The following is a 22,679-nucleotide window of genomic DNA, read 5'->3' on the forward strand; positions in this document are numbered from 1 at the left end:
TTACTCTAATTTATAGTGCTAATATTTCCCTAAAAACCCTCTCCATTTCCTTTTTATCCGCATTTCCACCTTTCAAACTCTTCGCTCGTTCCTCATTATCCAAAACCATTTTCTCCAAAAAGCCAAACAATTCCCAATCATTTGGATGATAATAAGATTCTCCTTTTGTGGCTTTTAAAGCGATTAAATTTTCTATTTTTGTTCTCGTAAAATCATCGACTAAAACCAACAATTCACTGAATAAAACTGGCGGAACAGTTCCTTTTTCCAATATCCATTTTCCTGTCAAAGTGGTTCTTAAACAATAGAAATAAGATTTCAATTTTACTTCATCAGCTCTACAGGCTTCCAGATATTTTTTGCTCATGCTCAGATAATGGTAAGAAACCGCTATCAGAGAAAAGCATTCATCCGCCAAAGGTTTGAATAAGTCATAAAATTTTTCATTTTTTACATAAACGATAGGAGAGTAAAACCAACTCAACAAAGCAGCATTCGACTTCAACAGCAAATGAAAAGTCTTCCTCAAGTCCCATCCGGAACCGTCCAAATCGTCTTCTGTCATAAATTCTATCGTTTCATCCTTATCCCAAGGTGAAAGATACCAGTCTTTTTCATGTCGGTATATGAAACGTATGTCGTAGTCGCTGTCTGGCGAAGCAAAACCCCAGGCTCGGCTACCTGATTCTACGGCAAGAAGTATTTCTACACCACGTTTCTCTTCAACTTCTTTTAATTTTTCTAATATTTTCGTTGTCATTGTTTTTAATTTTATAATGCAAAATAAAAGGTGTTCTGCGCAATGTTTTTACGCTGAGGTTTTTTGTTTGAAAGTTGTTGTGTTTTAGAGTAGGAGAGTTATAGGGTTTGAGAGTTCTAGTGTTATGAGCGACCTCGAAAGCTGAAGCGTTAAGAAAATTTGTCATGTGAACGTTAAAAAATTCTACTGTTTGAGCACGAGACCAATTCAAACTCGAAGAACAAGCCTCGAATTCGCGCGAGTTTTAGAATTTTTAGAGAACAGGATTAATTTTTAACATTCAGTTTTCAAGTCTTGAAATAATATTCGCCGACTTTATGGAGGTAATTTTTGTTTCTTTTGTTTCAAGACAAAAGAAAATAAGGATTTTAAAACAAAATTGCCATTCTGAGAATTCTCAAAATGACAATTAAAATGGATTTATTATAATTTAAAAATTTTCGTAAAACTATCTTTTTCCAAGTTTTCCAAAGAAAAATCAAGGTCAGCATACTCTTTCTCAAAAATAATTTCTGCTCCTAGTTCTTGAATCAACAGATTAAAAGAAATCGGTTCGTACCATTGCTGATACAGCTCGTTGGTCGCCATTGTGGAGACTTCTGTATTTCCGGAAACGTGCGAATGACCAGCTCCGAAATTCAATAGAACGAAACATTGTTTTCCGTCTTTTGGCATCAATATTCCTAAAATCGTTTGTTTTTGAACCGAGTTAGATTTAGCTTCAGCAAAAAGATTATTCGGATTCATCATATAATCGTATGAAACGGCATCACCTTTTCCGACAACAATTTTATACCCGCATTCACTGCTTCCGTTGAAAACGTTATTCATCATCAGTGTTGGAGCGGCCAAGCCTCTGTTTGCGTAAAGATATTCCACAGCACCGTTTGGAGCAGAAGTTATATCTCCAGAATACATCAACTGACCTTCGTTTTGGTTATACGCTGCATTCCAACCGATTTTTCCGGCAATATTCAATCCTGAAAGATCTAGATCGTAAGCTCCCCAAGCATTTTCCCAATAGATTCCTACGGCCAATTTTTCACCGTAAAATCTTGTTCCTGTCGGAATATTTCCTACGAACATTTTTTCTGAAGTTGGTAAAGCAAATGCTACATCTTTTGGAAAAAATATCTTCTTTCCGGAAAAATTATATTTAGATTTTAAGTAATTTAAGATAAAAACATAATTTAATTCATTCACAGAAGTTGAGGTTGATTTTTTCGTCCACGACTTTCCATTTCTGATTCTGTAAACGAAAGTATCTTGCCCATACATTCTTGAATAACAAGCCGATAAAGCTTTAAACAAAGCAAATGGAGTTGCATTTTCCAGCCAATGCAAATCGCTGTTCTCCAGCAGGATATTTGTTGCGTTATTCAAAGGATTTGAAACTAATGGCTGATGATAAACTTTTGAAAGTTTCGAAATTTTATTAATCGTTTTTGGTGCTCTGTTTTTATATGCTAAAAATAAAGGCTTGAAACGGTTAAAAATTTCCGCCATTTTTTCTTCTCCGAATAGCTGAAATAAAAAAGTTGGATCGAATCTGCTTTGCTTAATTAAATTAATCAAATTATCATCTTTAATTAAAAGTGTTTCTCTTGTTGTTTTATAAATCACGTAGCGGAAAAATTCAACAGGATTTTCTGGATAAATATCATAACGATCAGCAATTTTTATGATTGCTTCCTTATTTCGGATATTTTCTTTTCCTGTGAAATCGTAATCCAATTCATTATGTAAGATGTTCAACAAATCATCGATTGTTTCTTCTTTTAAAGCCATTCCAGATTTCAAAAGAGAAAGACATTTTTCTATCATTTCTTCTTTTGTATAGGCTTTGATGACTTTAAAATTTAGCTTTAAATCAGGAATATTCAATACTTCATTCGGAATGTAAATTTCATTCTGAAAATTGCTTCCATAGGTTGAAATATAATGAGTAATCTGGTCGAAAAATAAATTAACTCTGGAGCTATCTTTTATTTTTTGCCAAGATTTATGAAAAGTTTTATTCAAATCTTTTCCGTTCAGTTTTTCTTTGGCGTAATAGGAAATAATTTCTTTTTTAGCCCAAATTGCATTAGGTTCAATAATGAAACCATCGTCTGAAATAAATGCTTTTGCATCCGATTCTTTGGCTAAAACTGCATTGAATAATTTTAATGTTTTCATTGTTTTTAATTTAAAAAAATAAGTGAGGAGTAGTTCTTTTAATGAAATGTATAGGAACTCCTTTTACCTATAGTTTTTATAAAAAGGCAGGGAGTATTTTTCCAAAAAAATAATAGGAACTCCCTTTGCCTTAGGATTTTGTAAAAAGGCGGAAAGTAATGTCTGAAAATATAGGAACTTTCTTTGCCTTAATTTTTATTTTTGAGGAACAGGCAGGACTCGAACCTGCGACCCACAACTTTGAAGTTTACAGGAACTTTTTTTGCCAAAAGCGAAAAGTAATCTGTTGCTCTAACCATCTGAGCTACTGTTCCTACCTTTATGAATAGTTTTCATAAACCCTACAGGCTTTTACACCTGCAAGGTTCGGTTATTAGTTTTCTTTTTTATTAAGCTTTTCTAAACTTTTTCTTTTTCTTCCAAGGCGCATTCTTTTGAACATCTCCTGCCATGATACAACCGTAAGGCATCACTTCATCCAAAACTTCGCAAAGTCCATATTCTTCAATCTGAGCTCTCACGTTTTTTGCACTTTTATAAGCAGTTGGAAGTTCAGAAATATCAATTTCATTCGAGAAAAAACGGATATCTAATTCTTTTGTTTCTTCTTCAAAAACTTCTTCAATAGTTTTATGAGCCAAAGATTTTTTATGCTGACTTCTGCTGAAATTTCTTCCCGCTCCATGTGGCGCAAAACCAAGGTTTCTCTCATTCGTTTTTCCCTGAACGATCAAAACGGGTTCCGACATATTCAACGGAATCAATCTCGGTCCTGTAATATCCGGCATAAATTTATCATCCAAAGGCGTTGCACCTTTTGCATGGTAAAATAAATCTCCATCTTTGAAAACAAAATTATGTTCGTTCCAATATCTATCTTCTTTCTCGATTCCTAATTTATTTAAAGTGGCATCATGAATAGAAATATGGTTTTCTTTCGTCCATGTTCTTATCAATTGAAGTGCTTCCCAATACGATTTTCCTTCCTCAGATTCATATGGAATCCATGCATTTTCTCTTAATGTTTCAGGAGAATTTTCTATTCTGAATTTATTCGCAATCTTCATTCCTTTATCATACAAAGCAGCTCCTGGAGCTCTTGAACCGTGATGCGTCACCAACATTGTATTTCCGGTATTCTTAGAAATTCCGACAAACAGGAAATGGTTTCCGTCACCCTGCGTTCCCATATGAGAACGAGCAATGCTGATTAATTTCTCATCATTCAGAAAATCATTTGCTCTGAAAGCATCCATTAATTCCTGAGACATCTCCATTTGCTCACCTCTCGGTCTTCCTCCGTATCCGAAATGCGTGATGGAATGGGCGGCATCCAAAACTTCTTTAGGATCAGCTTTTCCAAAATCCGTCAACATTACGGAACAGCAAATATCTGCGCTATGAAATCCTGGGTGAATTGCATTTTTTGCCACAACAACTCCTCCAACCGGAATCTGACCTATAGAACCTGTAGGACACGCATCGGGCATAATGGCTCCGGCAACCAAAGTTGGGGTTTTCATCAGAACTTTCATCGTGTTGATTACTTTTTCCACGTTATCGTTTTCACTTTCATGTTCGGCTTTGATGTTGATGACAAAATCTTTTGCCGTTTTATGAAGTGGAATAAGTTCCGGTTGTTTGAATTGCTCTAAATATGCTGCGATTTGATTTTCATCTAATTTATTTTCATTGATATGTGCGATTGCTTCCTTGAACCATTTCGCCGATCTATATCCTAATTCTATTAAATGATTTCCATTAAATTCCATATGTTCTCTCATTTTGTTGATGCAAAGTAATAATACAAGTGTGCAATCTTTTTGCGCAGATAAAATTATTTTAATTATTTTTGAAAAAATTTAAAAAATGTTATTTGAACAATTAGAAAAGTCAGCACAAGAAATTCAGTTCAAAGAAGTGATTGCATTTATTGATGCGCATTATGATTTTACTCCGACAAAATTTACCAATGGTAATTTAGTAAACGAAGCCGATCAGAATAATGGATCTTGTAAAGTTTTTAGTTTTGCTAAGTTAAATGACCTGTCGAAAGAAGAAACTCTTTCTCTTTTCGGCGCTTTTTATAGAGAAGATGTTTTGCAAAACCCCGAAGGAACAGACCATCAGAATATCAGAAATTTTATAAATTTCGGATGGGACGGGATCTCTTTTGAAGGGAAAGCTTTAACGAGAAAATAATTGTCATTGCAAGGAATGGAATGACTAAGCAATCTCTTTGTAATATTCTCTGTCATTCAGAACGAAGCGATAGTGGAGTGAAGAATCTACTTTAGATTTCTCTTCACGTCGAAATGACATAAAAAAGACAAAACTTTCTATTCCCAACGTTCACGTGAGGGATGCGCAAGGTCCGACTGAAAGGAGGAGTCTCGGCTCGGGCGAAGCCCGAGCCGAGACCGAAACGAAGTGAAGCCTGAAGCAGCCCGACCCGGAGTGATGAAGAGGAACTGGAGCTGGAAAACGAAGGGACACGCCTAAATAAAAAATACAAAACCATGTCATCGAATAAAAATGCCCTGATCCGATACAAAACATTAGATAAATGCCTGAAAAATAAGTACCGAAAGTACACGTTAGAAGATTTAATAGATGAATGTTCCGAAGCGTTATTTGAGTTTGAAGGAAAGGAATCTTTTGTAAGTAAGCGCACTGTACAATTGGATTTGCAGAATATGCGAAGTGAAAAGTTCGGATACGAAGCTCCAATTGAAGTTTACGAAAGAAAATATTATCGATACAGCGATCCTGATTACAGTATCCACAATATTTCTGTCAATGAAAGTGATCTGAAAGCGATGAACAATGCGGTGCAGATTTTGAAGCAATTCAAGGATTTTTCGATGTTTAAGGAGATGAATGGTGTGATTCAGAAATTGGAAGATTCTATTCATGCGACAAGTCAGAAATCGATTATTCATTTGGATAAAAATGAACAGTTGAAAGGATTGGAATATATTGATATACTGTATGATGCGATTTTACATAAAAAAGTTTTAAATATCACTTATAAAAGTTTTAAGGCAAGAGAATCAGATTCTTACGTGGTTCATCCACAATTATTGAAGGAATTTAACAACCGTTGGTTTTTGATTTGTTCGAATAAACAATATGTCTACAATCTGGCTTTGGATAGAATGGAAGACATTCAGGCTGAGGAAAAGATTGATTATATTGATATGAATCTGGATGGCGATGAATATTTTAAAGATATAGTCGGTGTGAGTGTTTCGCCAACAATGGCTCCGAGAAATGTTGTTTTTTTTGTAGATTCTCATAATGCCCCGTATGTGAAAACTAAGCCTTTGCATAACAGTCAGGAAATTGTAAGTGAATCTAATGACGGGACAATTTTTAAAATTTGTGTTCAGATGAATTACGAATTGGAGAGACTTTTATTAGGTTTTGGCGAATCTTTGATTGTTCATAAACCTCGAAAATTAAGATTGAGACTTGAAGAAAAGTTTAAAGCTGGAGTTAAAAATTATCAGGATTTAATTGTTCCAGATGAAGATTAAATTTATTTTGTCTTTTTATTTATTTGGTTAAAATATTCATTTTTACAATGGCTTGGAAATTGTATTTATAGTTTCATAAAAAATAAACATTATGAAATCAAGAATATTAAAAGCTGTACTTGCCGTTGTAGCACCTTTGGTGATTGAATTTGTTATTAAGAAAATATCTGAAAAGCTGGATAAAAAACAGCAGGAAAATGAACCCAAACAGCTTCCTGCATCAAATTAAAAAGTAGTTAGTTTGAAATTATAGAAAAGAGACTGTTCATTTAGCAACAGTCTCTTTTTATTTTTTTATAGTGGTGGCTTCCATTGCCTCAGCCACCAAGTTTGTAGTGTAAAAAAATTTATATAATACGAATATACGCTCTGGTGGCTGAGGTTCTCGAAGCAACACTTAACTTATACAAAATCATAAATCCCATTCTTCCAGCCCAAAACTTTAGTAGAATCTGCATTCAGCCAATTTTTAAGAATAGTAGCATATACTTTCCTGAAATCTTCTGTATAAATTAAATCTCCTTCATTCAATTTGGTTAAATCGGGAAGTGCATTCAAGAGTCCTTTCTTCTTTAAACCTCCGCTGATGAAAAACATCTGATTTGCCGTTCCGTGATCGGTTCCGTTACTTGCATTTTGCGCAACGCGACGACCAAATTCCGAGAAAGTCATCAATAAAATATTGTCGAAAAGTCCGTTACTTTTCATGTCTGCAACAAAAGATTTTACGGCTTCATTGATGTCTCCAAATAATTTTTGCTGTCTTTCATTTTGATTCACGTGCGTATCGAAACTTCCGATGGATAGATAATAAACTCTAGTGTTAATATCAGATTTTATCAAAGATGAAACCGTCTTAAAGTCTTTTCCCAACTGAGAATTAGGATATGTTTGCTCTGTTTTTTTTGCTTTACTTTTTTCAAAAATATAATCAGCATTATTGATTGTAGAACCTAAAGTTTGATATAAATATGAAACCGTTTCGTCATCGTGATGATGATCGTACAAAGATTTGAAATATTTTTCCTGACTTGTCTGATATAATCTCTTTGGATCTTTAAAAGCAAAAGCTTTATTATTTTCACCTTTTAAGGCTAAACTTAGCATATCATCAACTTCTAAAGCTTGTGTTGGATGGTCGCATTTATAACATTCTTCATCCAAAAATCTTCCGAGCCAACCAGTTTCTAGATATTCGTCACTTTTACTAGCAGAATGCCAAATATCCATGCTTCGAAAGTGGGATTTGTCAGGATTCGGATAGCCGACATTATTCATTACAGAAAGTTCGCCATTGTCATATAATTCTTTAAAATAGGAGAGAGCAGGATTAATTCCGGCTTCATCACTTAACTGTAGTGAATTTTGAATGGCAATTTTATTTCGTTCTTTAAAATATATGTCGTTTCTAGTCGGAATAATCGTATTCAGACCATCATTTCCACCCGTGAATTGCAGTACAACCAATATTTTCTGGTTCGGTTCCAGTGCATCATCTAGTGTCATGGCTTTCAGAAAATTCGGCATCAACAAAGATGCGGTTGCCAATGAACTTATTTTTAGGAATTCTCTTCTTTTGATTAACATAAATGTTAGGTTTTAGGTTAAAGATCATAGGTTGCAGGTTTTAAAGTTGCATTTTAACTATTAGCTAAAATCTGCAACCTGCTACCTAAAAACTACATCAATTGATATTCTGGTGTTGACATTAGATTAATGACATTCATTTTCACCGTGTTATCCGAAAAATTTTTCACAGAACTCATGTCCAGCGATTTACTGTTTTGAATTAAATAATCCTCAACATTCTTTCCATTAAAAATCTTTTCTACACGAGCCCAATCAATCGTAATGTTTGGGTTCTTAAAACTTTTCGTCAATGTATTCGTATTGTTTTTCAAGCCCATATCCAAATCATCATCTTCTTTTGGGCGATAATCAAGAGGTCGCAAACCAGACCAAATCTGAGGAATTTGAAGTCTCAACATCAAAGTAGAACTGTCAATCCACGATTTTCCGTTGGGCCAGCCTGCAACATTGGGTGGATAGAGTAGCATTTGTCCCAATAATTTTTGATAAACAATCAGATTTTCTGGATTTTGAATATTCATCGGAAGCGTTCTCATCATTCCCGCCATTAGTTCTATCGGAGATTTTATTCTGTTTCCAATATTTTTTTTATCATAAAACCATGAGCTTGAGAAAATATCTTTCATCAGCTTTTTGATGTCGTAATTGGATTGGTAAAAACTTTCACTTAGCTTATTAACAATAGCTTCATCAACATTTTCATTAACGAAGAATTTATAAATTTTTGTGGTGATAAACTTTGAGGTTGCTTTTTGTTCAAGAATAATATTTAAAGCATCCGTTCCTGTGAAATTTCCGGTTTTTCCGAGAAAAGATTTTGTGCCTTCATCGTGTTGTTTTGGCCTTTCTAAAAAATTTCCTTCTTTGTCATAACCCCATCCTGTAAAGGCTCTTGCACCTTCTCTGATGTCTTTTTCTGTGTAATTTCCTCGTCCCATTGTGAAAAGTTCCATCACTTCACGGGCAAAATTTTCGTTGGGATGGTCTTTCTTATTTTGTTGGTTGTTAAGGAAATTCAGCATTGCAGGAGCTTGGCTTACTTCAAATAAAAGATCTTTAAAATTTCCCAATGCATTTTTTCGAATGACATTTAAAATCTGTCTGTTGAATCTCGGATTTACAACTCTCGAAGCGAAATGTCCGTGCCAGAAAAATGCCATTTTTTCACGCATCTGCTCTTTGCTGTTAACCATTTTATCAAGAAAATTGAGGTTTAGTTCCTCGTTTTGTTCGCGGTTGATTCGCTGCATTTCTTTTTTCTTTTCAGCGGGAGCTTTATCATTCATCATATAATCGCCGGCTTCTGCGATGTCTGGCGTATCATAATTGATGTAAAGAAAAGTTTCTTCTTTAAAAAGATCATTAATTAAACTTTTAATATCCTTTTTATGAAGATCTTCGAACTGGTTGATTCCTGCGCCGAAACCGGCACGCCAGAGAAGATGTTTATTGTTGATGAGCGATGAGGGTGTCATATCAGTATTTTGTTTTTTGGATAAATTTGGTGTGGTAAGGTTAAAATAATAACGGGTTAAGAATTGTTAATATTGCTTCAAATTTATACCTTGATTGTTGAACCTCAATAAACGAATTATTATAAGTTTTGAAATCTGATTTTTCGAAAATAAGCGAAACGCCTTTGTGTATCTTATTTTTTGGATGAATTTTTACTAATTCTTTGTTTCGCTTTGCGTTTAAATTATCGCAAGGGTAAACAAAACTTTCTAAAAATAAACTACATATTTTTAAATATATAAGCAAAGGCATTTTGTTTATATAAGTAATACAAAGACTTAAAAGTATTCCGAATCATGTAATGAGTAAAACATAAAATTTCAACCAATAACTTCCAATTTTTGATCAATTTTCATTAAACAATCATTTAAATTTTAACTGAATTTAATTAATTGATTTTCTTTATTTTGTGAAATTTATTAATGTTAAAATTAAACAGTACGTAGTCCTTGGCACGATTTTTACATCTTCCAGCTTAGTAAAATTTAAAAAATCAGAGTTATGAAAATGTTTAAACAAGCAATATTGCTGGCTGGAATTTTAACAGCCGGTGTGATGAGTGCACAGGATTCTAAAATGAATAACATGATTAAGGTAGGAGCAAATGTTGGTTTAGCAGTTCCTTCTGATAATACTTCTATGGCAGCAGGTGTAGATGTAGCTTATCAGAACCTTATTACCCCTGGTTTCGGACTTGGTATTGCCACAGGATATACTCATTATTTTGGTAAAGACAACAACGGATACAATAACAATGATGTGGGAGTAATTCCTGTAGGTGCTTTGATCAGAATTTATCCTAAACAAACAGGTTTCTATTTCGGAACTGATTTAGGGTACGGATTTTTGGTTGGAGATGACAAGGTAGCTTCAAACGCGACTCTTGACAGACCAGACGGTGGTTTCTACATCAAACCAGAGATTGGATATCACAACCAGAGCTGGAATTTCTTTGTACAGTATCAGAAAGTATTTGTAGGAAGTAAAGGCGATTTGCCAAATCAGGACTACAATGTGGGGAACATTGGAGTAGGATTTTCTTACAATATTCCATTAGGGAAGTAGTTAGATTTAAATATAAGCAATTATTAGCCAAACCTTTTCAAATTTTCGAAAAGGTTTTTTATTTCAAACGAAAATTTACGAAAAGTATTATTATATTTGATAAAATTTGAGGTTATGATTTTGAATCCAAAATTTCCACTTTATTTACCAGGAGTAAAAAACGGTAGCAATGATAACGTGTCTATCATTGGCGCAAACCTTCGCGAAGATATTACAACTTTAGGCTATTTTGTTTCCAGTAACGGAGGTCTTGAGATTAAAACTCAGAATACGTATCCTACAAAAGAATATGGCTCTTTTACAGAAATTTTAAAGAAGTTTATTCAGGATAACGGTTTGGAAAATGTAAAAAGACTTGGAATGGCAGTTCCCGGTCCTGTAATCAACGGGAAAAGCCAACCCGCGAGATTAGGCTGGAGTCTTGATGTAGAAGAATTTACAAGAGATTTCGGATTTGAAAAAGTAGATATGCTAAATGATCAGGAAGCGTCGGCATATGGTATGGGGCTTTTGGAAGATGATGATTTGGATCCTATCTATACAAGTGGTCACCTTGAAAAGGGAAATGTAGCGATCCTGGCTCCCGGAAACGGATTGGGTGAGGCCGGTTACTTCTTTGACGGAAAATACTTAAGGCCATTTGCAACGGAAGGAGGACATTCAGAATTTTCTCCGAGAACGAATGTTGAGGTTGAATTTTATCAATTCTTAAATAACATTTATGGAATTGTAAGCTGGGAAAATGTCTTGTCTAAAGGAGGTTTATTCAATATTTACAGATTCCTGAGAGACGTAAAAAGACATCCTGAACCAGAATGGCTTTCTGAAAGACTGGCAAACGGAAATTTTGTACAGGAGATTTTCAAAGCTGCTGTAGAAGATGATGTTCTGATCTGTAAAATTGCTTTAGACACTTTCCTTGAATTCTTGGCGAGAGAGGCAAATAATTTAACATTAAAATTAAAAGCTACAGGAGGTTTACTGATTTCAGGAGATATTCCTCAGGCGATCAGACAATATATTAATAAAGATAAATTTTACGAGAAATTTAAGATCAGCGACAAGATGGAGGAGATGCTTCGAAACATACCGATCTATCTGAATAAAAACGAAAATACAGCATTGAATGGTGCGGCGCTTTACACCGCGTATTATCTAGATTAAAAAAATATAAGCTCCGAAAATTCTTCGGAGTTTTTTATTGGATGATATTATTCATGAAAATTATTGTTTTTATTGATGTACATCAACAAAATCTATCAAACTTGTTACCTACATTTGCATCAGTAAATAACAAACAAGTAAATAACTTTTTATTCAAATGAAAAAAATATTTTTATTAGCAGTTTTAGCTAGTGGTTTAGCATTCGGTCAGGCAAAAAAAGTAGTAGCTTCTGACGTTCAGTGGTGGGGATACAAAATCGCAAAATCTGAGGCAAGCTCTCACAACGGAACTGTGAAGGTAAAGTCTGGTGAAATGGTAATGAAAGGAAACCAATTGGTTGGTGGTACTTTTGTTTTGGATATGACTTCTATTAACTCTACAGACCTTACTGGGGAATATCAACAAAAATTGAACGGTCACCTTAAGAACGGAGATTTCTTCGAAGTTGAAAAATTCCCGACTGCGACTTTCAAAATTACAGGTGTAAAGAAAAACAATGATAAAGTTTACAATTCTTTAGTAACAGGTAACCTAACTGTTAAAGGAAAAACAAACGCGATTTCTTTCCCGGCAAAAATTACTTACGCAAACGGAACTGTTAGCTTAGTATCAAACAAATTCTCTATCGACAGACAAAAATTTGATGTTGCTTACAAATCTACAATGCAGGATGTTCTTGTGAAAGATGATATGGATTTGCTTGTAAAAGTAACAGCAAAATAATTTAATCAAAAAAAGATTGTTAAAAGTGTAGAAGTTCTACACTTTTTTTTATTTTTGTTGAATTGTAAATAAAAAAGAATGAAAAGATTACTATTGTTTGCTATGATGTGTGTAAGCATGTCATTTGTTTTCGCTCAAAAGAAAGGAGATAAAGTGGTAAAGGTAACATCATCGGAGATCAGATGGTGGGGTTACAAGGTTGTAAAAACAGTCCCGACAACACACTCTGGAACGGTAAAGCTGAAGAGCGGAAAGTTTACTTTCGATAAAACAGTTTTGGTAGACGGAGAATTTGTGATCGACATGAAGTCTATCATGGCAGGAGACGTTTCAAATCAGGATGAAGATATGATCAAACTGACAGACGACCTTAAGAGTACAAATTTCTTCGAAGTGAAGAAATTCCCTCTTGCAAAATTCCACCTTACGAAAATTATTCCTTTAGCAAACAGTGAGTTCAACTCTACGGTTTACGGAGATATCACGATAAAAGGAGTGAGAAAGACGATTACTTTCCCTGCAAACGTTTATATTACGCAGTTTACAGTAGTAATCGAGTCTGCGAAGTTCTCATTAAACAGAAGAGATTTCAAAGTATTCTATCAGTCTTCATTGAAGGATTATTTCATTAAAAACGAAATGGATATCCAGTTCAAGATTTCAACAGCAGTTCTTGATAACGAAAACAGAACTCCAGTAAAAAAGAAAAAATAAGATATAAAAGTCTTTTTAATAAATTTAAATGAGTGATTTCTCCGGGAATTACTCATTTTTTTTTACTCTTTCCTGAGTGATATTTTTGTTGAGAGTTTTTAATTTAAATTAAAGCTTTCTTGTCAAATAATTATTTCAAGTGCTTTGATTTAATTAATGTAAATCAACCTTTTTGATCAAAAATTAAGAAAAAATCTCTCATATTTGTAATACTTAATATTCATGAAGGTGTAAGTTTTAAGCTAAACAAATACACATTTATGAAAAAAACAATTTTTATTTTATCTCTTGTTGTATCGACAGGAGGTTATTCGCAAGTGGGAATCAACACCACAAATCCGAAAGGCGTTTTGGATATTGTTTCTACCAACTCTACAATGGTTATTCCGCGATTACCCAATCCTCAAAATATAACCAATCCTGTAGAAGGAATGTTGGCTTATGATTCAACCAATAAGACAATCCGCTATTATGACGGAACGAATTGGAGTACATTAGTTTACAGTAAGCAGGAAAAGAAATCCAATGAAGGAGTTGTAAAAATAAATGGTGGATCTGCCGGTGCAAAACCCAGCTGGTCGAATGTCGCAGCAAACACGACCCGGCAGGTTTCCTATTCTTCGCCTTTAAGCTTTGCAACTTGGCCTACCACATGCTGGCCGGATAATTCCATCGTTGCAGATACAAAAATTCTAAAAAATTCCAATCAATTTGTAGAAAATGGTGTGATGGGGCAGGTTCATCAGTGGAGAATTATCATTAATTATACTAAAAATCTGAATATTTTAAGTCAGGATATCAGGTTTATATTAAGAAATCCAATATCCGGCTTTAGATCCGAAATAAGCGGAGTTATTCCTTCAAGCAAAACAAGCGGAATTTTGGTATACAATTTTATCACAATCGCAGACGGCGCAAGTTTACCGCCACCTTTAGGAACGGGCAACGGATACATCATCGAATGGATAGCTTCGGATATCATCACAACATTGTCAATTGATAGTATCACAAGAATATCTTTTCAAAAAAATTAAGTAAATGCAAATTTTTATTTGAAGCTTGATCCCGCTTTCCGCACTCGCTATTTTCATTTTTTTTTCGGCGGCGCGGCAAAGCCGCGCCGCCGAAAAAAAATGAAAATGAGCTCAAACAAAGCTGCAATCGGGGCTAGGGTGACAGACATCCCTATAAACATTAGAAAGATGTTGTAAAGTTTTCCATATTTCATTTGCTGATTGATACGCTTTTGCGAACGGAAAATATTCTCAATCATTTCAAGAAAACCTTTGAGTTCTTCACGTTAAAAACAAATTTTCACCAAATCACAAGCATGATTTAAGATGCTTTTTTTATTTTAGTAGTATGAAAATTTATGTAGTAAGCGGTCTCGGAGCAGATTTCAAAGTATTGGAAAAAATACAGTTTCCCGAGCAGCATGAAATTGTTTTTATCGATTGGCTCATTCCTCAGCAAAATGAAGAATTTCCGCAATATGTATCCAGAATGGCAGAAAAAATTGATGTTTCGGAGCCGTTTTGTTTATTGGGATATTCCTTTGGCGGAATTATGGTTCAGGAAATCAATAAATTAAAACCCGCTCAAAAAATCGTTATTCTGGGAAGCATCAAATCCGACAAAGAAAAACCGAGATTAATAAGAGCCGGAAAAATCACAAAAATTCCGAAAATGTTACCGGTAAATTTCTTTAACGAAAGAACTACAAACATTTATGGTGTAATCAGAAAATTCTTCGATTCTCAAAATCCAAGAGTATTGGAATATTTCAGGGTGAGAGATCCTTATTATTTAAAATGGTCAGTAGAAAAAATATCCGACTGGAAATTTGATGAAATTCCAAATGTGATCCAAATTTTGGGTGACAGAGACATTGTTTTTCCTATCAGAAACTCAAAACCTGATTATATTGTAAAAGGGGGTACTCATCTTTTTCCTGCAACAAAATTCAGAGAAGTGTCTAAAATTTTAGGGGAGGTGTTTAATTAAGTTTGTTTAATTTTAAATTAATATTAAAATTTTAGGGGTTTAGAATAAAATTTATTGTTTTTATAAAAATTATGTTTACTTTTGAAGGGGTAAAACAAAAATTTTTATGAAAGTAGGATTAAAATGGATTATTTCATTTTCTATCATCACACTTGTTGCAGTGGGAGCACTGTTTTGGAGTCCTATTGTAGAAGACTTTCCGAATACTGGTGAGTTTTTAAGCGAAGATAAAATCGTCGGAGCAGACGTTGCATGGATTTTGGCAGCAGCAGGATTGGTTTTATTAATGACTCCAGGTCTGTCATTTTTCTACGGAGGAATGGTAGGTAAGAAAAACGTGATTTCTACCATGCTTCAGAGCTTTATTGCTTTGGGCGTGATTTCCATTTTATGGGTGGTGATTGGTTTTTCTCTTTCATTCGGAGATTCTATAGGTTTTACAATCAACGGAGAGCATTATGGAATCATCGGAAATCCATTAAGCTATCCTTTTTTCAGCAGAGTAGGAGTATTACCTCATAAAGCGATGGCTTCTACAATTCCTTTCGTACTTTTTGCTTTATTTCAAATGAAATTTGCGGTCATTACTCCAGCTTTGATTACCGGATCTTTTGCCGAGAGAGTACGATTTGTTTCTTACCTTTTATTTATGGTGCTTTTCAGTATTTTTATTTATACGCCGCTTTGCCATATGGTTTGGCATCCTGATGGACTTTTAAATAAATATTTCGGAGTTAAAGATTTTGCAGGCGGAACAGTCGTTCATATGAGTGCGGGTTTTGCCGCTCTAGCAGGAGCTTTGGTCGTTGGAAACAGAAAGAAGCCGCATCATGAGCCATCCAATATTTCTTACGTAATGTTAGGAACAGGAATGCTTTGGTTTGGTTGGTTTGGATTTAATGCAGGTTCAGCTTTAAGTGCAAATGCAACAGCAGCAATGGCTTTTGGAACAACAACAATTGCTTCTGGCTCCGCAATGATGACATGGATCTTTTTTGATAGAATTAATAAACGTAAAGTTTCCGCTTTAGGAGCTTGTATCGGTGCGGTTGTCGGTTTGGTGGCGATTACTCCGGGATGCGGATTTGTTTCAATTCCTGAAAGTATTTTTATAGGGTTTATTTCTGCAATTGTGTCAAATATCATGGTCAACTGGAAAGCGTTAAAGAAAATCGATGATACCTTGGATGTTTTTGCTTGTCACGGAGTTGGCGGAATTATGGGAATGATTTTAACGGCAATTTTTGCTCATGGTAAAAATGCAAGTCTTCTTCACGGTGGTTTTGGAGTATTTGCACATCATATGATGGCTTTGGTTTTGGTTTCGTTGTTTGCTTTTTTTGGCTCATTAGTTTTATATAAAATAACAAATAGTATTATCACATTAAGGGTTTCCGAAGAATCGGAGGATATGGGATTAGACATTTCCCAACATGAAGAAAGCCTGTGTTAGAAAATCAATTGTGAATTGTCAATTCGCTTTGCGGTCAATTTTTTAAAATTCACTTGCGAAGCAAAATTCACTATTGACAATTCACACCAACAATATTTTGCGTTCATATAGTTTTAATTTTGATAGCCGAGGGTGAAATTTCATCTTCGGCTTTTGCTTTTCAATTTATCGTGTATCTTTGTGATTAAGAAAAAATGATGAATTTTCTATATGGAATCAATATCGGTTTTTGAGATTATCAAAGTAGGAATAGGCCCGTCTAGTTCGCATACAATGGGACCTTGGAATGCAGCTTCTGCATTTATCAGGATTATAAAAAGAGAGAGATCTATCGATGAGGTGAAGGAAGTGTTCCTTGAATTTTTCGGTTCACTGGCAAAAACGGGGATTGGACACGGAACAGATATCGCCGGAATGCTGGGTTTGAATGGTGAAGATTTTAAAACAATCGATACTACGAAAATTGATGAAAAAATCGAAAAAATAAAGACAACACAAATTCTCAATCTTGGTGGTGAGAAGGAAATTCCTTTTATCTACGGTCATCATTTGGTTTTAAATATGCAAAAATCTCTCGATTATCATCCAAACGGAATGATCTTTAAAGCGATTTTCGAAGACGGAACCGAACTTGTTCAGGATTTTTATTCTGTGGGTGGAGGTTTTATCATGAGTCAGGAGAAAAAATCTATTGAGAAACAATGTATTCGTACTTTATATCCTTGTCATAAATCTTCTGATATTGTAAAATATTGTGACAAATTGGGGCTTACAAGAATTTCAGATTTAATTTTAATGAATGAAGAAAGCTGGAGAACCCAAGAGGAAACGAGAGCGGAAGCACTTTACATTTGGCAACAGATTAAAGAATGTATTTACAAAGGCGTTAATAAAGAAGGAATTCTTCCAGGCGGTTTGAATGTCACCAGAAGAGCAGCCGGAATGAACAGAAAATTATTAGGCGAAAAAATCTATAAAAATAAAGATGAATGGTTTCAGCAAGTTGTTGATGCCGAAGAAAATTTTACCAATATCAATAAATGGATTGCATGTTTTGCATTGGCTGTAAATGAGGAAAACGCAAGTTTCGGAAGAATTATTACAGCTCCAACGAACGGAGCAAGTGGCGTAATTCCTGCTGTTTTAATGTATTCTCAGGCTTTTACAGAATTTATTAGTGAAGATGATATTGTAAGATTTTTATTAGTTGCTGGAGAAATCGGAACATTGTTTAAGAAAAATGCAACAATCTCTGCGGCAATGGGCGGTTGTCAGGCAGAAATCGGGGTTTCATCGGCAATGGCAGCTGCAGGATTAACTGAAATTCTTGGTGGCAGCGTTGGCCAGGTTTTAATGGCAGCCGAAATCGCAATGGAACATCATTTAGGATTAACTTGCGATCCGATCAAAGGATTAGTTCAAATTCCATGCATCGAAAGAAATACGATGGGTGCGATAAAAGCAATCACTGCCGCAAACATCGCTCTGGAAAGTGATCCGACAAAAGCAAAAGTAACTTTGGATGAAGTAATTCAAACGATGTGGGAAACCGCATTGTCGATGAATGACCGTTTCAAGGAAACTTCAGAGGGAGGTTTGGCGATTGCCGTCAACGTTCCGGAATGCTAGAATATGAGTAGTAATTAATTGGTAGTGAGTAACATTTTGCGACAACCAATTTAAATTATAACTAAAAAACGACCTAGGAAACTGAAGCATTAAGAAAATTAAAAATTAATCCGTTAAAAAATTCCCATTGTTCGAAGCGCGAGACAAATGTTAAATCAACAAACAAATGTTGAATTCGCGCAAGTTTTGGGAATTTTAGGAGTAATTTTTAATTTTTTAGCGGAAGTTTCCAAGTCTTGAAATAACATTCGCCGACTTTATGGAGGCAATTTTTGTTTCTTTTGTTTTAAGACAAAAGAAAATTATTAAAATTAATAGTTTAGATTCTTCCTTCGTCAGAATGACAAATACGATTTTTAAATTTTAAATAAAAAGAAAATTATTTATCCAAAATCGCTCTAATCTTATTTGCATTAGAAATCAGCTCTCCAAGATATTCAAAGTTTTCTTTTTCTAAAGCAGCTTTGAATTTTCTTAATTGAGAAATATGCTCATTCAAAACATCTAAAACATTTTCCTTATTTTGCTTAAAAATCGGAACCCACATTTCAGGGTGAGATTTTGCTAAACGAACCGTACTCGAAAAACCCGAACTCGCCAATTGGAAAATCGTATCTTCTTCTTTTTCTTTTTCTAAAACGGTATTCGCCAGAGCGTAAGAGGTTATGTGAGATATATGAGAAATATAAGCAGTATGAACGTCATGATCTTCCGCATTCATGTAAATTAAGTGCATATCGAGACTTTCCACGATTTTTTCGACTAATTCCAAGGCATCTTTTGCAGATTCTTCTTTGTTGCAAATCACTCCGGCTTTTCCTGAAAAACTTTCTGATACAGCCGATTTCGGACCATTATTTTCCGTTCCCCACATCGGGTGAAAAGCTACAAATCGGGATCTTTTGGGATGATCTTTCACAGCATTTACAATTCCTGCTTTTGTAGATCCTGCATCCACAACGGTTTGATTTTCCGAAATTAAATCCAAAACCGTAGGCAATAACTTCCTTGCAGAATCCACGGGAATTGCAAGAATGACCAAATCTGAATTTTTAATTCCATACTCCAAATCTACTTTTGCATCGATTATTTTTAAATCTAATGCTTCGTTTAAATGCTCGTTATTGTTATCGATACCATAGATAAAATCGGCAATTCCTTTCTGTTTTAATTTTAATGCCATCGAGCCACCAATAAGACCTACACCTATAATACTTATTTTCATCTTTAAAATTTTAAAATAAAAAACCCCGCCCAAGGACGAGGTTTTTGTTATGTATATATAAGAAATCCTTATCCCAAATCTGAGTTAAAAATTCCGTAATAATATGTTCCGTTGTTTGTAATCACGTGACAAAGATAGATAATTTTTTTAATCTGAGATTAAAAAGTGAATTGTGAATTTTGCTTTGCTGTCAATTAATTTCATTGTGAATTTTAAAAATTGACCATTCATTACGAAGTAAAATTCACAATTCACATAAATTATGGGTTTGAGATAATCAATGTTGAAGGAATGTCCGATAACCAAAGGCTTTTTGTGTCGATCAGATTTTTCCAGCTTTTGCTGCTAATCAACATTAAATCCTGTGAATTAAGAAATTCTTTCTCGATTTTTTTCTCATTATATAGAGTGATGTGGTTGGGTGCAACTTGTTCGATACTTCTGATCAGCTCCTTCACTTCAATATTATTTCGGATCTGTCCCGCAACATCAAGAATAATGATCTGTGAGTTGTTATTATTAATCAACCTTTTGGCATATTCAAGTAAATAAAAATCACTCAAATTAAAGATTGGAACAAAAACTTTATCCGCAGAAGTAAATTCTTTTTCAACCAAAACTCCAACGGGAATATTTGTTTTGTCTAAAATTTGCAACGTAAAATCGTCAAAGGGAGAATTGTTGAAAATATTTCCTTTTCCTTTTACGGTGTTTAATAATTTTTCGGGATTAATGATTTTCGTGGTAAATCCTAATAATCTTCCCAGCAAGCTTCCTTCATACATCGATTTTCCAAGCATAATCAAAAGAAGGTCGTAATTTCCTTTATTGGTAATGTGCGTAAGGTCGTTTTCAATGTCGGTTGATGCTTTGAAAAGGGTAGTTACTTCAAGATTTAGATCATGAGAAGTTTCAATCACATTTTTGAATTGTTCGTTTTCGTACTCATTGATTTCGTAAGCGTGCATTTCATTAACAGGAGCAATATTCATGGCAGTGATGCTCTTGTTTCCGTTCATTTTATTGGTGAAATCATGTGCTAATTTCAACAAAGTACTTCCAGATTCCGGATTGTCGAATGAAAGAAGAACTCTGTATTTCGGATCGTTTTCATGTTGAGTCTCCTCGTCTTCGCTTTTCTTAGATTTAAATATAAAATTAATGAAATCCAATGCCGGTCCTGTCATAAATGTTGTAAACAAAGCCATAATGACCAACATCGCAAAGATTTCTGGGCCTAGAACTCCAAGGTCATAACCGATATTTAAAACAATCAGTTCCATCAAACCTCTTGTGTTCATCAAAGCTCCAATCGTTAAACTTTCTTTCCAGTTGATTCCGAGGAACCTCGCTGCCAATGCGCTTCCCGCAAATTTTCCTAAAACGGCTGTCAGAATAATGAAACCTGCCGTCATCCACAAATGTCCGTCATTTAAGAGTCCGATTTGTGTACGAAGTCCTGTGAATACAAAGAATAATGGAAGTAAAAGTACCAAGGCAACGTCTTCAACTTTATCTATAAACATAGTACGGAATTTAGCATTTTCCGGCATGATTGCTCCTGCCATAAATGCCCCGAATAATGCATGAATACCGATAACTTCCGTTGCATATGCTGATATAATTAATGTTAAAAAGAAGATCGCGACCATCGGTTTATTGATCGTACTTTTCCCTGCCTGTAAATCTCCAATTCTTTTTAAGAAAGGTCTTACGATTTTAATCATTAAAAATACATAAGCGATCGCCATCAAAATCACAAAAATTGAGCTTTCGAATGATCCGGCTTTTACAATTGCGATTACCGCTGCTAAAATACACCATGCTGTAATGTCATCGGCTGCAGCACAGGTAATTACGACTGTTCCTAGTTTTGTTTTCTGAAGATTTCTTTCCTGAACAATTCTCGCCAAAACAGGAAACGCAGTGATACTCATTGAAATAGCGATAAATAAAGCGAATGATGTAAACTGAATTCCGTCCGGTGAAAATTCCTGATAAATGTAGTAAGACAGTCCGATTCCCAATGCAAACGGAATAATAATACTCGCATGACTTATTACCACTGCATCGTGCGCCTTTTTTCTTAAAACACTAAGGTCCAGCTCCATTCCGACGATGTACATGAATAGAATTAATCCTATCTGGCTTAGAAACTGTAAGTTACCTAAAGATTCTTTCGGAAAAAGAAAAGCTGAAAAATCAGGAAAATACATTCCCAAAAGCGATGGTCCTAAAACGATACCGGCAATCATTTCTCCGATTACGGTTGGCTGTTTTATTTTCATACAAATCCATCCAAACAGTCTTGCAACCATAATAATCGTTACAATCTGCGCCAAAAGTAAAGCCAATGGATGGTGCAAATTTGCTTTAAAAGACTCCAGAAAATTCTCCCAGCTAGAGCCGCCACTGTTTGTTTTTGTTACAATGTTTTCTTTGATCTCTAATGTCTGTCCTTCGATGATGAAGAAGTACATGAGACAAGAGAAAACAGCGATTGTAACTGTGTAGAAAATGATATTTCTGTATTTCCCCAAATTCATGATTCCAATATTTTATGCAAAGTTGATAAGAATATAATTATGATAAATCTTTTTATTTTTAAAATGTAATCAATGTCACAAATAATGTAACGAAATCTATTTAAAAGAATATCCAAGTCCGATTCCCATTTTCCAGGCTCCGTTTTGTGCGGAAGTTTTGGTGTTGTAATAAAACGGAACTTGCAGTGCTATTTTTTTATAAACAATCGTCAATCCTGCTCCAAGATTCGGAGTTATTGCGCTATTTTTCGTGCCTTCCGATTTATCTTCCCTTATTCGAAGCGACGGAAGCATTCCCAAAATGAATTTCAAATCTTTGTTTTTATAACTGATATTTGGCCCTGTAAAATTGATGAAAGCTCCATGATCCACATATCCGGCAACTGCAATTCCGTCGAAAAAAGAGGCTTTAATTTTATAATCTGTTTCCTGAGAAAAGCAAAGTCCGGATATGAGAATTCCGACTGCATAGAGAAGTTTTTTCATTATAAATCATTTAATCAGATGTAAAAGTACGTTGACCAAATGTTTTAAATAGAGCAGATGTAATAAAGCAATTGAATTCTGTAATGA

Annotated in this window: 19 protein-coding genes and 1 tRNA gene; 11 read left to right on the plus strand and 9 right to left on the minus strand. The window is 34.6% G+C overall.

All coding sequences use genetic code 11. The features are described 5' to 3' along the window. Positions 1-10: 10 nt before the first annotated feature. The 4 genes from ACKX2A_RS18245 to ACKX2A_RS18260 form a co-directional block, all read right to left on the minus strand. Positions 11-760 (minus strand): DNA polymerase beta superfamily protein, encoded by a 750-nt coding sequence (locus tag ACKX2A_RS18245; RefSeq protein ID WP_415326354.1) that lies wholly within the window; start codon positions 758-760, stop codon positions 11-13. Positions 761-1,183: 423 nt separating this feature from the next. After that, positions 1,184-2,938 carry a hypothetical protein gene (locus tag ACKX2A_RS18250; protein WP_415326355.1) on the minus strand — a complete coding sequence of 585 codons (1,755 nt, stop codon included), beginning with the start codon at positions 2,936-2,938 and terminating at the stop codon, positions 1,184-1,186. Between the two features lie 204 nt (positions 2,939-3,142). After that, a tRNA-OTHER gene (locus ACKX2A_RS18255) sits at positions 3,143-3,252 on the minus strand. Between the two features lie 75 nt (positions 3,253-3,327). After that, positions 3,328-4,710, minus strand: a complete 1,383-nt coding sequence (locus ACKX2A_RS18260; protein WP_415329495.1) for an RtcB family protein — start codon at positions 4,708-4,710, stop codon at positions 3,328-3,330. Between the two features lie 97 nt (positions 4,711-4,807). Here ACKX2A_RS18260 and ACKX2A_RS18265 point away from each other — a divergent pair, with 97 nt between their 5' ends. The 3 genes from ACKX2A_RS18265 to ACKX2A_RS18275 all read left to right on the plus strand — a co-directional run bounded on the left by ACKX2A_RS18265 (position 4,808) and on the right by ACKX2A_RS18275 (position 6,706). Beyond that, positions 4,808-5,140: a HopJ type III effector protein gene (locus ACKX2A_RS18265; protein ID WP_415326356.1), complete on the plus strand. Its 333-nt coding sequence runs from the start codon at positions 4,808-4,810 to the stop codon at positions 5,138-5,140. Positions 5,141-5,457: 317 nt separating this feature from the next. Next, positions 5,458-6,477 carry a helix-turn-helix transcriptional regulator gene (locus tag ACKX2A_RS18270; protein WP_415326357.1) on the plus strand — a complete coding sequence of 340 codons (1,020 nt, stop codon included), beginning with the start codon at positions 5,458-5,460 and terminating at the stop codon, positions 6,475-6,477. 91 nt (positions 6,478-6,568) lie between these two features. Continuing rightward, positions 6,569-6,706 carry a hypothetical protein gene (locus tag ACKX2A_RS18275; RefSeq protein ID WP_415326358.1) on the plus strand — a complete coding sequence of 46 codons (138 nt, stop codon included), beginning with the start codon at positions 6,569-6,571 and terminating at the stop codon, positions 6,704-6,706. A 173-nt stretch (positions 6,707-6,879) separates the two neighbouring features. On the opposite strand, the gene ACKX2A_RS18280 is transcribed toward ACKX2A_RS18275, so the two are convergent. Together ACKX2A_RS18280 and ACKX2A_RS18285 are read right to left on the minus strand one after the other, a co-directional pair. Continuing rightward, the gene (locus ACKX2A_RS18280) at positions 6,880-8,064 is read right to left on the minus strand and encodes a DUF1501 domain-containing protein (RefSeq protein ID WP_415326359.1); all 1,185 of its coding nucleotides are present in this window, start codon (positions 8,062-8,064) and stop codon (positions 6,880-6,882) included. A 92-nt stretch (positions 8,065-8,156) separates the two neighbouring features. Continuing rightward, positions 8,157-9,542 carry a DUF1800 domain-containing protein gene (locus tag ACKX2A_RS18285; RefSeq protein WP_415326360.1) on the minus strand — a complete coding sequence of 462 codons (1,386 nt, stop codon included), beginning with the start codon at positions 9,540-9,542 and terminating at the stop codon, positions 8,157-8,159. Positions 9,543-10,083: 541 nt separating this feature from the next. Here ACKX2A_RS18285 and ACKX2A_RS18290 point away from each other — a divergent pair. The 8 genes from ACKX2A_RS18290 to ACKX2A_RS18325 all read left to right on the plus strand — a co-directional run bounded on the left by ACKX2A_RS18290 (position 10,084) and on the right by ACKX2A_RS18325 (position 18,335). Further along, a complete protein-coding gene (locus tag ACKX2A_RS18290) occupies positions 10,084-10,647 on the plus strand; it encodes a hypothetical protein (RefSeq protein ID WP_415326361.1) in 564 nt (187 codons plus the stop codon). 114 nt (positions 10,648-10,761) lie between these two features. Beyond that, positions 10,762-11,811 carry a glucokinase gene (locus ACKX2A_RS18295; protein ID WP_415326362.1) on the plus strand — a complete coding sequence of 350 codons (1,050 nt, stop codon included), beginning with the start codon at positions 10,762-10,764 and terminating at the stop codon, positions 11,809-11,811. A gap of 157 nt (positions 11,812-11,968) precedes the next feature. Further along, a complete protein-coding gene (locus ACKX2A_RS18300; protein ID WP_415326363.1) occupies positions 11,969-12,535 on the plus strand; it encodes a YceI family protein in 567 nt (188 codons plus the stop codon). 78 nt (positions 12,536-12,613) lie between these two features. Next, positions 12,614-13,249 (plus strand): YceI family protein, encoded by a 636-nt coding sequence (locus ACKX2A_RS18305; RefSeq protein WP_415326364.1) that lies wholly within the window; start codon positions 12,614-12,616, stop codon positions 13,247-13,249. Between the two features lie 260 nt (positions 13,250-13,509). Further along, on the plus strand, positions 13,510-14,283 hold the full coding sequence (locus ACKX2A_RS18310; protein ID WP_415326365.1) for a hypothetical protein: 774 nt from the start codon (positions 13,510-13,512) through the stop codon (positions 14,281-14,283). 328 nt (positions 14,284-14,611) lie between these two features. Continuing rightward, positions 14,612-15,253 (plus strand): alpha/beta hydrolase, encoded by a 642-nt coding sequence (locus tag ACKX2A_RS18315; protein WP_415326366.1) that lies wholly within the window; start codon positions 14,612-14,614, stop codon positions 15,251-15,253. 106 nt (positions 15,254-15,359) lie between these two features. Next, positions 15,360-16,706 carry an ammonium transporter gene (locus tag ACKX2A_RS18320; RefSeq protein ID WP_415326367.1) on the plus strand — a complete coding sequence of 449 codons (1,347 nt, stop codon included), beginning with the start codon at positions 15,360-15,362 and terminating at the stop codon, positions 16,704-16,706. Positions 16,707-16,916: 210 nt separating this feature from the next. Next, positions 16,917-18,335, plus strand: a complete 1,419-nt coding sequence (locus ACKX2A_RS18325; RefSeq protein WP_415326368.1) for an L-serine ammonia-lyase — start codon at positions 16,917-16,919, stop codon at positions 18,333-18,335. A 379-nt stretch (positions 18,336-18,714) separates the two neighbouring features. Here ACKX2A_RS18325 and ACKX2A_RS18330 read toward each other — a convergent pair whose 3' ends face one another. The 3 genes from ACKX2A_RS18330 to ACKX2A_RS18340 all read right to left on the minus strand — a co-directional run bounded on the left by ACKX2A_RS18330 (position 18,715) and on the right by ACKX2A_RS18340 (position 22,592). Next, the gene (locus ACKX2A_RS18330; RefSeq protein WP_415326369.1) at positions 18,715-19,560 is read right to left on the minus strand and encodes a prephenate dehydrogenase; all 846 of its coding nucleotides are present in this window, start codon (positions 19,558-19,560) and stop codon (positions 18,715-18,717) included. A 260-nt stretch (positions 19,561-19,820) separates the two neighbouring features. After that, positions 19,821-22,106, minus strand: coding sequence for a cation:proton antiporter (locus ACKX2A_RS18335; RefSeq protein ID WP_415326370.1), 2,286 nt, complete (start codon positions 22,104-22,106; stop codon positions 19,821-19,823). A gap of 96 nt (positions 22,107-22,202) precedes the next feature. After that, entirely contained in the window at positions 22,203-22,592 is a 390-nt protein-coding gene (locus tag ACKX2A_RS18340) for a hypothetical protein (RefSeq protein ID WP_415326371.1), read from the minus strand. Positions 22,593-22,679: the final 87 nt, after the last annotated feature.

It is taken from the genome of Chryseobacterium sp. MMS23-Vi53 (assembly GCF_047651245.1).
In the GTDB taxonomy this organism is placed as follows: Bacteria; Bacteroidota; Bacteroidia; order Flavobacteriales; family Weeksellaceae; genus Chryseobacterium.

Coding starts and splice junctions, on each gene's coding strand:
- ACKX2A_RS18295 (WP_415326362.1), top strand. CDS start 10,762: ATGATTTTGAATCCAAAATTTCCACTTTATTTACCAGGAGTAAAAAAC.
- ACKX2A_RS18275 (WP_415326358.1), top strand. CDS start 6,569: ATGAAATCAAGAATATTAAAAGCTGTACTTGCCGTTGTAGCACCTTTG.
- ACKX2A_RS18325 (WP_415326368.1), top strand. CDS start 16,917: ATGGAATCAATATCGGTTTTTGAGATTATCAAAGTAGGAATAGGCCCG.
- ACKX2A_RS18280 (WP_415326359.1), bottom strand. CDS start 8,064: ATGTTAATCAAAAGAAGAGAATTCCTAAAAATAAGTTCATTGGCAACC.
- ACKX2A_RS18270 (WP_415326357.1), top strand. CDS start 5,458: ATGTCATCGAATAAAAATGCCCTGATCCGATACAAAACATTAGATAAA.
- ACKX2A_RS18285 (WP_415326360.1), bottom strand. CDS start 9,542: ATGACACCCTCATCGCTCATCAACAATAAACATCTTCTCTGGCGTGCC.
- ACKX2A_RS18290 (WP_415326361.1), top strand. CDS start 10,084: ATGAAAATGTTTAAACAAGCAATATTGCTGGCTGGAATTTTAACAGCC.
- ACKX2A_RS18335 (WP_415326370.1), bottom strand. CDS start 22,106: ATGAATTTGGGGAAATACAGAAATATCATTTTCTACACAGTTACAATC.
- ACKX2A_RS18340 (WP_415326371.1), bottom strand. CDS start 22,592: ATGAAAAAACTTCTCTATGCAGTCGGAATTCTCATATCCGGACTTTGC.
- ACKX2A_RS18330 (WP_415326369.1), bottom strand. CDS start 19,560: ATGAAAATAAGTATTATAGGTGTAGGTCTTATTGGTGGCTCGATGGCA.
- ACKX2A_RS18265 (WP_415326356.1), top strand. CDS start 4,808: ATGTTATTTGAACAATTAGAAAAGTCAGCACAAGAAATTCAGTTCAAA.
- ACKX2A_RS18260 (WP_415329495.1), bottom strand. CDS start 4,710: ATGGAATTTAATGGAAATCATTTAATAGAATTAGGATATAGATCGGCG.
- ACKX2A_RS18320 (WP_415326367.1), top strand. CDS start 15,360: ATGAAAGTAGGATTAAAATGGATTATTTCATTTTCTATCATCACACTT.
- ACKX2A_RS18305 (WP_415326364.1), top strand. CDS start 12,614: ATGAAAAGATTACTATTGTTTGCTATGATGTGTGTAAGCATGTCATTT.
- ACKX2A_RS18315 (WP_415326366.1), top strand. CDS start 14,612: ATGAAAATTTATGTAGTAAGCGGTCTCGGAGCAGATTTCAAAGTATTG.
- ACKX2A_RS18300 (WP_415326363.1), top strand. CDS start 11,969: ATGAAAAAAATATTTTTATTAGCAGTTTTAGCTAGTGGTTTAGCATTC.
- ACKX2A_RS18250 (WP_415326355.1), bottom strand. CDS start 2,938: ATGAAAACATTAAAATTATTCAATGCAGTTTTAGCCAAAGAATCGGAT.
- ACKX2A_RS18310 (WP_415326365.1), top strand. CDS start 13,510: ATGAAAAAAACAATTTTTATTTTATCTCTTGTTGTATCGACAGGAGGT.
- ACKX2A_RS18245 (WP_415326354.1), bottom strand. CDS start 760: ATGACAACGAAAATATTAGAAAAATTAAAAGAAGTTGAAGAGAAACGT.